Consider the following 12178-nt stretch of genomic DNA (forward strand, 5'->3'; position numbering starts at 1 on the left):
TTATCGGCGCGGCCGCGCCTGCCTTTAGCGATTCATGGCACACCAAAGGGCACGTTAGAATGCGGGTAATTGATCGGAAGGCTTCCCATGAAATTCTGCTCAGCCTGTGGCGCCGGCGTGGCGCTGCGGATTCCGGACGGCGATGCCCTGCCCCGTTTCGTGTGCGAGGCGTGCGGCACGATCCACTACCAGAACCCAAAGATGGTGGTTGGCGCGCTCGCCGTCTGGGAAGACCGCATACTCCTGTGCCGCCGCGCCATCGAACCACGTCATGGCCTGTGGACCCTGCCTGCAGGCTTCATGGAAAACGACGAAACCACAGGCCAGGCCGCCATTCGCGAGACCATGGAAGAGGCTTGCGCACGCATTGAACTGACCGAGCTGTACACGCTGGTGAACGTGCCCCACATCAGTCAGGTCCACATGCTCTACCGGGCTCGCCTGCTGGATGTCGACTTCGCACCGGGACCCGAATCCCTGGAAGTCGCCCTGATGCGCGAAGACGAAATCCCGTGGGACGAAATCGCCTTCCGTTCAATCGCCCTCACCCTGCGCCATTTCTTCGCCGATCGCCGCGAAGGTCACTTCCGCTTCCGTGTGGCGGACTTGCCTCCACCGCCCGCGGCCTGAAGGCCGCCGGGCCAGATTGTTTTCTGCAAATATGAATCTGGACTGCGCCCGCCGCCCGACGGCGGATGGGCCACAGGCGATTGAAAAAAAACACTATAGGAATATCCTTCGGAGGACAGCCGTTGTCTGACGACCTCCGAACGTATTCTGATTCGGCCAGGGGTGTCAGCGGGTGCGCATCTTGAGTCGCGTGCCCTCGATCACGGCCTCGCAACAGGATCAGGAACAGGTCTCTAAGGAGGAGCCTCTGACACCATGCGTACCGCCGCGGAGCCCCGACCCTCCTACGTGGAACGACGCCCGCTCATCCTGACGCTGGACATGCACGGCCAGCCCCACCGATGGGTGAATTGGCAGCATGCGTTGTTCTACTACTCCAAGAACCTGGTCGCCTGGGACGCGGGCGAACATCGCTTTACGTTCTACGGTGGCATGTCGCGCCTGACCGGCACGCGCTCGATGCTGACGGCCAACAGCATCATTGCCATCAAGGGCAAGGCGCTACCGGCGCGCAGCCTGATCCAGGTTCCGCCACTCTCCAACCGCGAACTGTTCCACCGCGACCGACACATCTGCGCCTACTGCGGGGACGAATACTCGGTGCAGAAGCTCACGCGAGACCACGTCGTCCCCGTCTCGCACGGCGGGCAGGACACCTGGATGAACGTGGTCACGGCATGCCGTCACTGCAACCAGCGCAAGGCCGGCCGCACGCCCGAACAGGCGCACATGTTGTTGCTGTACGCGCCCTACGTGCCGAACAAGGCCGAATATCTGATTCTGTCGAATCGCAACATCCTGGCCGATCAGATGGAATTTCTCGCTCGCCACCTGCCCACGCAGAGTCGTTGCCGCGCCTGAAGCCAAGCAAGCGCGGCGGGCGCATCAGTCAACGGTGAAAGCCTTGGTCGCCACCACGCGCCCATCGAGGACGAACTCCACGCGGTAGCTCCCCCGCCCCAGTAGATCGGCTCCGACGCTCTGCCATACGGCACCCGGTGCGGCAGCCCACTCCACCGGCACGGCGGCCGGACGAACAACGATCTCGGCACCGCGATACCAGCGCGTCTCGAAGACGTGTTTGCCGCCCACTGCGCCCGACCAACTGAAAGCCGCGTAGGCGAAGACCTTGTCGTCCTTGCGGAAGACAGTGCCGATTCCCGTCGGCCCGACGCCGCGCTCGACGGAAGCGGCCAGCATGGCGCTCACCAAAGAGACTTGCGTCGCGGCAGCCGGAACCGGCTTCGTCGCTCCCTGTGGCGCAGGCGGCGGTGCAGACACGAGCGCCGGAGTCGCCGCGGATGGCGGTACCACACTGTTTGGCAGAGCGGTGCCGAGCGCTTCGCCGGGATTCTCCTGACCCGAGGCCGCCACGGGTTGCGGTGCGGGAGCCTGAGCGGACGCGACAGCGGGTATCTCGAACGGCTGAGGCGATGTAATCAAGCCGCTGCTCCACGCCGTCAGACGCTCGACGAGCGCGCACGAGCCGGGCGAGCCTTCCTGCTGGCATTCATAGAGGAGCCCTTCCGGCTGTGTTGGAGACGGCATGCCCGCCAAGGCACGTCCGCTCCTGCCCGCCGCAGTGTTGCGGGTGAGCAAACCGAACGGCATGGCGCGCAGCATCCGCGAATAGAAGGTGTAGGCATTGCGCATCGTCTCGGCGGCAGAGCCGATCCACACCACGGTGGGCTGTTGCGGCGTACCGGCGGCAAAGCGACGCTCGGTTCCGGCGGCGAACAACATCGCGCATGCGCCAGAGCAGGCACCCTGCGCGACGGTCGTGACGCCGGCCCGTCGAACGACGGTTGCCACATCGTCATAGACATCCATGTGGTCGAGCACACCGGCCATGTCCCGCAGTACAAGCACGCGGGCGCCTTGCTTGAAGTGACCGCCGAGCAACGCCCGGTCGTTCACATCGACAACGCCAGTGACGATCAATACTTCGCCCACGCGCTGATAGGTCATGCCGTGAGCAACGCTGGCGGCACAGATCGAGACGAGCAACAGCGCCCCCGCGCTGAGTCGTCGTAGAAACCTCAACACTCCCCTACCCCCTGTTGCGTATATTCTTACAGCCGGTCTTATACGTTGTTGCCGCTGGCATCGAGGGTGGCCGACGTCAAACAACGACGACCTTGCATCGATGCCTTACTGCGGTCGGTGCGCCTCTGCCAGATATTCCACGGTGCGCATCTCGATCAGGCGCGACACGGTACGTGGGAATTCCTGCGCATTCGGCCCCTCGCGGTACAGCATCGGCGCTTCGGCAGCGGCGCTGACAATGAGCTTGGTACGGGTGTCGTAGAGCACGTCGACCAACCAGGTGAAGCGGCGCGCTTCGTTGGAATGGTTGCGCGTCATCACCGGAAGGTTCGACACCAGCACGGTGTGATATTCACGGGCGATTTCGAGATAGTCGTTCTGTGAACGTGGCCCGCCGCAGATGTCCTGGAAGTCGAACCACACCACGCCGGGCGCCTCCATGCGTGCATGGACCGGACGCCCGAGCACATCGAGATCGCGCGGCCGCCCGGCGAGCCCGGCGATGCGCTCGAAGTGTGCGCTCAGTGTTTCGTCGGCAGCCTGCCCGCTCGGCACGATGTAGGTGTTCATGCGTTCGAGCGAGCGCAGGCGGTAATCGGTGTCGTTGTCGACCTCGACCACGTCGAAACGACGCTTGATCAGCTCGATGGTCGGAATGAAGTTATGGCGCTGCAACCCGTTCGGATAAAGTCCATCGGGCGGGTAGTTGGACGTCATGACAAACACCACGCCACGCTCGAACAAGGCTTCGAGCAAGCGGCCCAGGATCATCGCGTCCGCGATGTCCGAGACGTGGAATTCGTCGAAGCACAGCAGGCGGGTTTCTTCCGCAAGGTGGTCGGCCACGCGGGAGAGCGGATCGCTTTCGTCCTTGGCCGCGCGCAATTGGTGATGAATGGACTGCATGAAGGCATGGAAGTGCACGCGACGCTTGCGGCGATACGGCACGGCGTCGAAAAACGCATCCATGATGAAGCTCTTGCCGCGCCCCACCCCGCCCCACAGGTAAACGCTGCGCGGCAGGTCCGGATTGAATAGCAGCTTGCGCAGTGCGGTACGACGCCGCGCCTTGAAGGCCAGCAGTTCGGTGTAGAGATCCTGAAGACGCTCGACGGCCCGCAACTGCGCGGGGTCGGCCTTGTAGTCGCGCCGCTCGAGCTGCGAGCGGTAGGCGTCGAGCACGCCGAATTCAGGAACGTTCAGGATGCGATAGGCGGTCATGCTGCAAAGGGGCGGAGCCCGGTCGTCTGAACAAAGAAAATGGTGCAAGCGTTTTCACACTTGCACCATCGGCAGCATCATTGCGTCCGCAGACGCGACGATCAGAAGTGCAGCGAGCGCTTGTCGACGGCCAGCGCCGCTTCGTGCATCGCTTCGGACAACGTCGGGTGCGCGTGGCAGGTGCGTGCCAGGTCTTCGGCGGAGGCGGCGAATTCCAGGCTCACCACGGCTTCGGCGATGAGTTCCGAAGCGTTCGTACCGATGACATGCACGCCCAGGATCTGGTCGGTCTCAGCATGCGCGATCACCTTCACAAAGCCCGTCGTGTCGCCCTGACCCAGCGCGCGACCATTCGCCAGGAACGGAATCTGACCGTTCTTGAACGGAATGTTGGCAGCCTTGAGCTCTTGCTCGGTCTTGCCGACCCAGGCGATTTCCGGATGCGTGTAGATGACCCAGGGAATGGCGTCGTAGTTGATGTGACCCGACTGGCCGGAGATGACTTCCGCCACCATCACGCCCTCTTCCATGCCCTTGTGCGCCAGCATCGGGCCGGGGACCACGTCACCGATGGCCCACACGTTCTGCAGGTTGGTGGCGCAGTGTTCGCCTACCTTCACGCGGCCGCGTTCGTCCAGCTCCAGGCCGACGGCCGTGGTATTCAGACCATCGGTGTTCGGCGTGCGGCCCACGGCCACGATCAGCTTGTCGAACTCAACGGACTGTTCGCCTTCGTCGTTTTCGTATTTGACGACCACGGACTTCTTCTTGGGCGTGACTTCCTTGATCTTCACGCCGAGCTGGATGTTCAGGCCCTGCTTGGTGGTGAAGATCTTCCATGCTTCCTTGGCCACGTTCTGGTCGGCGGCAGCGAGGAAATCGGGCAGCGCTTCGAGGATCGTCACTTGCGAGCCAAGGCGCTTCCACACCGAGCCCATCTCGAGGCCGATCACGCCGGCGCCAATCACGCCGAGGCGCTTGGGCACTTCGTTGATGTCCAGTGCGCCTTCGTTGTCGAGCACCAGCTTCTGGTCGACCGGAATGCCCGGCAGATGGCGGGCGCGCGAACCGGTGGCGATGATGACATGTTTGGCTTCGATGACTTCATCACCGATCTTCACTTGCCACAGGCCGTCCTTCTGGCCGACAAAGCTGCCCAGGCCGGGCATGAAATTGACCTTGTACTTGCGGAACAGACCTTTGATGCCGGTGACCAGTTGCGTGACGATGTTGTCCTTGCGCTTGATCATCGACGGCACGTCGATCGACACGCCTTCGGTCTTGATGCCGTGCATGACGAACGAATGGCTGGCCTGGTCGAACAGTTCCGACGAGTGCAGCAGCGCCTTGGAGGGAATGCAGCCCACGTTCAGGCACGTGCCGCCCAGGCGCGGTTCGCCCTTCGGATCGGCGTAGGCGTTGGATTCGCAGCAGACGGTATTCAGACCCAGTTGCGAAGCGCGGATGGCTGCCACGTAGCCGGCGGGCCCACCGCCGATGACAGCCACATCGAATTGTTTGGACATAGTGTTTTCCTGATCAGGGGAAGACCCGCCCGGGTTGTGCCCTGCGGGCCTTGCCGTACCAACGGGATAGCAACTTCACGGGGGAAGGTGGCATGCCACCTTCCCCGCCCGGCTTACAGGTCGAGCAGCAGGCGCGCCGGATCTTCCAGCGCTTCCTTCATGGCGACCAGGCCGAGCACGGCTTCGCGGCCGTCGATGATGCGGTGATCGTACGACATCGCCAGATAGTTGATCGGGCGAATGACGATCTGGCCGTTTTCGACGACCGGACGGTCCTTGGTCGCGTGGATACCCAGGATCGCCGACTGCGGCGGGTTGATGATCGGCGTCGACAGCATCGAACCGAAAACGCCACCGTTGGAGATCGAGAACGTCCCTCCGGTGAGTTCTTCGATCGACAGCTTGCCGTCCTTGGCCTTGGCGCCGAACTCGGCGATCTTCTTCTCGATGTCGGCAATGCTCATCTGGTCGGCATTGCGCAGGATCGGCACCACCAGACCGCGCGGGCTGCCGACAGCGATACCGATGTCGAAGTAGCCGTGATAGATGATGTCGTTGCCATCGACCGACGCGTTCAGTACCGGGTACTTGCGCAGGGCATGCACAGCCGCCTTCACGAAGAACGACATGAAGCCCAGCTTCACGCCGTGTTCCTTCTCGAACTTGTCCTTGTACTTGTTGCGCAGGTCCATCACCGGCGCCATGTTCACTTCGTTGAACGTGGTCAGGATGGCGTTGGTCGATTGCGATTGCAGCAGGCGCTCGGCCACACGGGCACGCAGGCGGCTCATCGGCACGCGCTCTTCCGGACGGTCGCCCAGGACAGCGTCGACCGACACCGGCGCCGGCGGTTGCGGCAGCGGCTGGCCGCCGCCGACCACGACCGGCACCACGGCGGCTGCAGAAACACTGCTGCCGGCCTGCGGCTTGGCCAGGCCGAGTGCGTCGGCCTTGGTCACGCGACCGCCGGGGCCCGTGCCTTGCACAGAAGCTGCATCCACGCCCTTGTCTGCAAGAATCTTGCGAGCGGCGGGGCCCGTGCCGGCGCCTGCGCTGGCGGCTGCCGGTGCAGCGGCCGGCGCGGCGGCGGCCGGCTTGGCTTCGGCGGCGGGCGCTGCTGCGCCGGCCTTGGCTTCGGTATCGATGGTGGCGATGATTTCGCCCGAGGTCACGGTCGAGCCGTTGGCCTTGACGATCTTCACCAGTACGCCGTCTGCCGGCGCCGGCGTTTCCAGGACAACCTTGTCCGTCTCGATGTCGATCAGGTTCTGATCACGGCTGACGGCTTCGCCTTCTTTCTTGTGCCAGTTGACGAGGGTCGCTTCGGACACGGACTCGGACAACTGAGGGACTTTCACTTCGATAAGCATTTACCAATTCCTCACTGGATTCTGTTGTTCGTGTTAGAGCTTGCCGAAGGCACCCTCTACAACCGCCTTCTGCTGTGCATTGTGCTTGGCGGCATAACCGACCGCCGGCGAGGCCGAAGCCGGACGGCTGACAAGGTGGATTTCCTGATCGGCGCGCACTGAACGGGCCAGGTGCTGACGCGACAGGAACCAGTACCAGGAGCCTTGGTTTTCGGGCTCTTCCTGGCACCACACGATCTGCTTGGCCGCCGGATACTTGGCCAGTTCGGCCTTGAACGCAGCTTCCGGGAACGGGTAGAGCTGTTCGACGCGAACGATGGCGACGTCCTTGTAGCCCTTGGCACGACGCTCTGCGAGCAGCTCGTAGTAGATCTTGCCGCTGCACAGGACCACGCGCTTGACCTTCTTGGCGTCCAGTTCGTCGACTTCACCAATGACGGTGCGGAAGCCGCCCTTGGCCAGTTCGTCCAGCGACGAGGTCGCGTCCTTGTGGCGCAGCAGCGACTTGGGGGTCATCACCACCAGGGGCTTGCGCAGCTTGCGGATCATCTGGCGACGCAGCAGGTGGAAGATCTGTGCCGGGGTCGAGGGCACGCAGACCTGCCAATTGTTTTCGGCCGACAGTTGCATGTAGCGCTCGAGGCGCGCCGACGAGTGTTCCGGACCCTGGCCTTCATAGCCGTGCGGCAGCAGCATGGTGATGCCGGACAGGCGGCCCCACTTTGCTTCGCCGGAGCTGATGAACTGGTCGATGACGACCTGTGCGCCGTTGCCGAAGTCGCCGAACTGGGCTTCCCACACGACGAGTTCGTTCGGCTCGGCAGTCGCATAGCCGTACTCAAAACCCAGCACGCCCGCTTCGGACAGCACCGAGTCGATCACGACGAACGGAGCCTGCCCTTCCTGGATGTGCTCCAGCGGCACGTGGATGCCGGCGTCCCACTTTTCGCGGCTTTGGTCGTGCAGCACGGCATGACGGTGGAAGAACGTGCCACGGCCACAGTCCTGGCCGGACACGCGCACGCCGTAGCCTTCTGCCACCAGCGACGCGTAGGCGAGATTCTCGCCCATGCCCCAGTCCAGCTCCTGCTTGCCTTCACCCATGGCGCGACGGGCTTCGATGATGTTGGCCACGCGCGAGTGCAGCGAAAAACCTTCCGGCAGCGCGGTCAGTCGTTGGGCCAGGCGCTTGAGTTCGGCCTTGGGCACGGCCGTCTTGGCGTCGTCCGTGTAGGGCTTCTTCATGAACGGCGTCCAGTCCTGCGCGAACTTGCGCGTGTAGCCGGACAGCACCGGGTTGTACAGGAGCTCGCCACGGTCCAGCGCCGCGCGATAGTCCTTGATCATCTGCTCGGGCTCGTCGGCAGTGCACACGCCCGATGCGGTCAGGCGATCGGCGTACAGCTTGCGCGTACCCGGATGCGCCGCGATCTTTTTGTACATCAGCGGCTGCGTGACCATCGGTTCGTCCTGCTCGTTGTGGCCGAGCTTGCGGAAGCAGACGAGGTCGATGACGACGTCCTTCTTGAACGTCTGGCGGAATTCCACGGCCAGTTGGCAAGCCAGGGCCACCGCTTCCGGATCGTCGCCATTGACGTGGAAGACCGGTGCTTCGGCCATCTTGAACACGTCCGTGCAGTACAGCGACGAACGCGTGTCGCGCGGGTCGGACGTGGTAAAGCCGATCTGGTTGTTGATGACGATGTGAACCGCGCCGCCAACGCCATAACCACGGGTCTGGCTGAAGTTCAGGATTTCCTGGTTGATGCCCTGCCCCGCCACAGCCGCATCGCCATGGATCAGCACTGGCAGAACCTGGACCTTGTCCTTGTCGCCGCGACGCTTCTGGCGCGCGAAGACCGAACCTTCCACCACCGGATTGACGATTTCCAGGTGCGAGGGGTTGAAGGCCAGCGTGAGGTGAACCGGGCCGCCGGCAGTGCTCACGTCGCTGGAGAAGCCGTTGTGGTACTTCACGTCGCCCGCGGACAGATCGTCGGCGTGCTTGCCTTCGAATTCCGAGAACAGCGATGACGGGCTCTTGCCCAGCGTGTTGACCAGCACGTTCAAGCGGCCGCGGTGGGCCATGCCGATCACGATTTCCTGCATGCCGAGGCTACCCGCGACGTTCACCACGGTGTCCATCGCCACGATGGCCGATTCGCCACCTTCGAGCGAGAAGCGCTTCTGGCCGACGTACTTGGTGTGCAAGTACTTTTCGAGCGTTTCGGCAGCCGTCAGGCGTTCGAGGATGCGCTTCTTCTGCTCGTTGCTGAACACCGGCGTACCACGCAGCGGTTCGAGCTTGGCCTGGATCCAGCGCTTCTGCGCCGTATCGGCAATGTACATGTACTCGGCAGTGATGGTGCCGCAGTAGGTCTGGCGCAGCGCTTCGAGAATCTCGCGCAGGGTCGACTGACGGCCGTCCTGGAACTGGAACGAGCCGATGTTGAACGGTGCCGACAGATCCGCTTCAGTAAAGCCGTAGTGCGACGGCTCCAGTTCGGCGATGGCGGGACGCTCCTGGCGCTTGAGCGGGTCGATCTGCGCCCAGCGGTTACCAAGGAAGCGGTAGGCGTTGATCATCTGCAGCACGCCAACCTGGCGCTTGTCCGCTACGCCGGTCGCCGTGCCGGCAACCTTGCCCTGCTTCGCCAACTGCGCGAACGAGGCGATGACGGGCGCATGCGCCACGTCACGACCGCCGCCGGGCATGTTCTGCAACGCGTCGAAGTAATCGCGCCATTCGTCACCGACGTTGGCGGGATTCTCCAGGTACGCCTCATAGAGCTCTTCGATGAACGGCGCGTTGCTGCCGAACAGGTAGGAGTTGGCGAGGTATTGATTCATCATTTGAGTCACCTCAGGTACGGGTGTGTGATCTGTTGAGCCGGGGGTTGGGACAGGCCGACGGCATGTTGCTCCACCGCCACCTGTCCAGATTTGCGAGTCTCGAACCTTGCCCGGTGATCAGCGTTGCGACATCGGGATGACGTCGCGCTGGACGGAGCCGGTGTAGAGCTGACGCGGACGGCCGATCTTCTGTTCGGGGTCGCCGATCATTTCGTGCCACTGGGCGATCCAGCCGATAACGCGCGCCATGGCAAAGATGCCGGTGAACAGCGACACGGGGATGCCCATCGCCTTCTGCACGATGCCCGAGTAGAAGTCGACGTTCGGATAGAGCTTGCGCGACACGAAGTACTCGTCTTCCAGTGCGATCTTTTCCAGCGCCATGGCGAGCTTGAACAGCGGATCGTCATGCAGGCCCAGTTCATTGAGCACTTCGTGGCAGGTCTCGCGCATGAGCTTGGCGCGCGGATCGTAGTTCTTGTAGACGCGGTGACCGAAGCCCATCAGCTTCACGCCGGAGTTCTTGTCCTTCACCTTGGCGATGAAGTCGCCGATTTTGTCGACGCCGCCAGAGCGCTGGATTTCATCCAGCATGACCAGGCAGGCTTCGTTGGCACCACCGTGCGCCGGGCCCCACAGACAGGCGATACCCGCGGCGATACAGGCGAACGGGTTGGCCCCCGACGAACCCGACAGACGCACGGTCGAGGTCGAAGCGTTCTGCTCGTGGTCGGCGTGCAGGATCAGGATGCGGTCCAGCGCGCGGGCCAGCACGGGGTTCGGCTCGTACTTTTCGCACGGCGTGGCGAACATCATGTGCAGGAAGTTGCTGGAGTAATCCAGATCGTTGCGCGGGTACATGAAGGGCTGGCCCTGCGTGTACTTGTACGCCATGGCAACGATCGTCGGCATCTTGGCCAACAGGCGCGTGGCAGCGATCGAGCGGTGATCGGGGTTGTTGATGTCCAGCGAATCCTGGTAGTAGGCAGCCAGCGCACCGACCACGCCCACGAGGATCGACATCGGGTGAGCGTCACGACGGAAGCCTTGATACAGGCGCGTGAGCTGCTCGTGCACCATGGTGTGCGTGCGCACGCTGTTTTCGAACTCGTCGTACTGGGCCTTGTTGGGCAGTTCGCCAAACTTCAGCAGGTACGAGGTTTCGAGGTAGTTGCAGTTAACGGCGAGTTGTTCGATCGGGTAACCACGATAGAGCAGTTCGCCCTTGTCGCCGTCGATGTAGGTGATGGACGACTTGCAGGCGGCCGTCGACATGAAACCCGGGTCGAAGGTGAACGCACCGGACTTGCCATAGAGCGACCGGATGTCGATCACGTCCGGACCGATCGTGCCGGACAAAACGGGAAACTCGTACGTCTGGCCGTCGAGGGTTAGGGTGGCAGTGCGTTGCGTGCTCATACCGTTAGTTCCTTCCGTTATTCGTTGAACTACTACGACTCTCTGTGTTGCTGGATGTTCGGGCCGCTGCTGCGCAAACGCGAGACCATGTCCTGCCAGCGGTCCACCTGGCAGGGCTGCGATCCGTTGACCATCGCCCACAGTTCGTGGTCGTCGCAGGTCAGAAGATCCAGCAGGTCGTCGAGTTGCGCCTCGGTCAGGGTCTCGAGGTACTGCTCATGAAAGCGGGTGAAGAAGATGTCGAGTTCCAGCAGACCGCGCCGGCTGCGCCACTTCACTTGTTCCCGTTTTGCATAAAGGGTGCTGCTCATGTTTGGGCCTTCACACGTTGATGCAGAACGATCCCGCTCAGTACAAAACCTGATACGGGATCGTGGTCATCGGGCTGGGCCCTTTATACCGCGCGTTGCAGCATCAGGTCTTTAATCTTCCCGATAGCCTTCGTCGGGTTCAGATGCTTCGGGCATACGTCCACACAGTTCATGATCGTGTGGCAGCGGAACAGCCGGTACGGGTCCTCGAGGTTGTCGAGGCGCTCGTTGGTGGTCTGGTCGCGCGTGTCTGCGATGAAGCGGTACGCGGCAAGCAGACCGGCCGGGCCGACGAACTTGTCCGGGTTCCACCAGAACGACGGGCACGAGGTCGAGCAGCAAGCGCACAGAATGCACTCGTACAGACCGTTGAGTTCTTCGCGCTCTTCGGGCGATTGCAGACGTTCGCGTTCCGGTGCCGGGTCGAAGTTGACGACGTACGGCTTGATCGAGTGGTACTGCTTGAAGAACTGCGTCATGTCCACGATCAGATCGCGGATGACCGGCAGGCCGGGCAGCGGGCGCAGAACGATCGGCCCCTTCAGCGAATCGATGTCGGTGAGGCAGGCCAGGCCGTTCTTGCCATTGATGTTCATGGCATCCGAACCGCAAACGCCTTCGCGGCACGAGCGGCGGAAGGCCAGCGAATCATCCTTGGCCTTGAGCTTGACGAGCGCGTCGAGCAGCTTGTGGTCGGTCGCTTCGAGTTCGACCGAGATGTCCTGCATGTAAGGGGCTGCGTCCTTGTCCGGATCGTAGCGGTAGATCTTGAATTGCACAGTGCGCGTGGCGGCCATGTGTT

At 62.6% G+C, this 12178-nt stretch carries 10 protein-coding genes; 2 read left to right on the top strand and 8 right to left on the bottom strand.

The window, feature by feature from the left end; genetic code table 11:
* The first annotated feature begins 87 nt into the window (after positions 1 to 87).
* A complete protein-coding gene (locus ACDA63_RS01010; protein ID WP_373661290.1) occupies positions 88 to 630 on the top strand; it encodes an NUDIX hydrolase in 543 nt (180 codons plus the stop codon).
* 255 nt (positions 631 to 885) lie between these two features.
* Complete coding sequence (locus tag ACDA63_RS01015) at positions 886 to 1491, top strand: HNH endonuclease (RefSeq protein WP_373661291.1); 606 nt, start codon at positions 886 to 888, stop codon at positions 1489 to 1491.
* 24 nt (positions 1492 to 1515) lie between these two features.
* On the opposite strand, the gene ACDA63_RS01020 is transcribed toward ACDA63_RS01015, so the two are convergent.
* The 8 genes from ACDA63_RS01020 to ACDA63_RS01055 form a co-directional block, all read right to left on the bottom strand.
* Entirely contained in the window at positions 1516 to 2676 is a 1161-nt protein-coding gene (locus ACDA63_RS01020) for a hypothetical protein (protein ID WP_373661292.1), read from the bottom strand.
* Positions 2677 to 2781: 105 nt separating this feature from the next.
* On the bottom strand, positions 2782 to 3897 hold the full coding sequence (zapE, locus tag ACDA63_RS01025) for a cell division protein ZapE (protein ID WP_373661293.1): 1116 nt from the start codon (positions 3895 to 3897) through the stop codon (positions 2782 to 2784).
* Positions 3898 to 3998: 101 nt separating this feature from the next.
* On the bottom strand, positions 3999 to 5423 hold the full coding sequence (lpdA, locus tag ACDA63_RS01030) for a dihydrolipoyl dehydrogenase (protein WP_373661294.1): 1425 nt from the start codon (positions 5421 to 5423) through the stop codon (positions 3999 to 4001).
* 113 nt (positions 5424 to 5536) lie between these two features.
* Positions 5537 to 6793: a 2-oxoglutarate dehydrogenase complex dihydrolipoyllysine-residue succinyltransferase gene (odhB, locus tag ACDA63_RS01035; RefSeq protein ID WP_373661295.1), complete on the bottom strand. Its 1257-nt coding sequence runs from the start codon at positions 6791 to 6793 to the stop codon at positions 5537 to 5539.
* A gap of 33 nt (positions 6794 to 6826) precedes the next feature.
* A complete protein-coding gene (locus ACDA63_RS01040) occupies positions 6827 to 9643 on the bottom strand; it encodes a 2-oxoglutarate dehydrogenase E1 component (protein ID WP_373661380.1) in 2817 nt (938 codons plus the stop codon).
* Between the two features lie 120 nt (positions 9644 to 9763).
* The gene (gltA, locus tag ACDA63_RS01045) at positions 9764 to 11065 is read right to left on the bottom strand and encodes a citrate synthase (protein ID WP_373661296.1); all 1302 of its coding nucleotides are present in this window, start codon (positions 11063 to 11065) and stop codon (positions 9764 to 9766) included.
* A gap of 32 nt (positions 11066 to 11097) precedes the next feature.
* Positions 11098 to 11376, bottom strand: coding sequence for a succinate dehydrogenase assembly factor 2 (locus ACDA63_RS01050; protein WP_373661297.1), 279 nt, complete (start codon positions 11374 to 11376; stop codon positions 11098 to 11100).
* Between the two features lie 83 nt (positions 11377 to 11459).
* Positions 11460 to 12173 (bottom strand): succinate dehydrogenase iron-sulfur subunit, encoded by a 714-nt coding sequence (locus ACDA63_RS01055; RefSeq protein WP_373661298.1) that lies wholly within the window; start codon positions 12171 to 12173, stop codon positions 11460 to 11462.
* Positions 12174 to 12178: the final 5 nt, after the last annotated feature.

Source organism: Uliginosibacterium sp. sgz301328 (assembly GCF_041807905.1).
GTDB lineage: Bacteria > Pseudomonadota > Gammaproteobacteria > Burkholderiales > Rhodocyclaceae > JBGVSA01.

Excerpts from the sequence above, each read along its gene's own strand:
- lpdA (WP_373661294.1), bottom strand. The coding sequence starts at position 5,423 with ATGTCCAAACAATTCGATGTGGCTGTCATCGGCGGTGGGCCCGCCGGC.
- ACDA63_RS01040 (WP_373661380.1), bottom strand. The coding sequence starts at position 9,643 with ATGAATCAATACCTCGCCAACTCCTACCTGTTCGGCAGCAACGCGCCG.
- ACDA63_RS01010 (WP_373661290.1), top strand. The coding sequence starts at position 88 with ATGAAATTCTGCTCAGCCTGTGGCGCCGGCGTGGCGCTGCGGATTCCG.
- ACDA63_RS01015 (WP_373661291.1), top strand. The coding sequence starts at position 886 with ATGCGTACCGCCGCGGAGCCCCGACCCTCCTACGTGGAACGACGCCCG.
- zapE (WP_373661293.1), bottom strand. The coding sequence starts at position 3,897 with ATGACCGCCTATCGCATCCTGAACGTTCCTGAATTCGGCGTGCTCGAC.
- odhB (WP_373661295.1), bottom strand. The coding sequence starts at position 6,793 with ATGCTTATCGAAGTGAAAGTCCCTCAGTTGTCCGAGTCCGTGTCCGAA.
- ACDA63_RS01050 (WP_373661297.1), bottom strand. The coding sequence starts at position 11,376 with ATGAGCAGCACCCTTTATGCAAAACGGGAACAAGTGAAGTGGCGCAGC.
- gltA (WP_373661296.1), bottom strand. The coding sequence starts at position 11,065 with ATGAGCACGCAACGCACTGCCACCCTAACCCTCGACGGCCAGACGTAC.
- ACDA63_RS01055 (WP_373661298.1), bottom strand. The coding sequence starts at position 12,173 with ATGGCCGCCACGCGCACTGTGCAATTCAAGATCTACCGCTACGATCCG.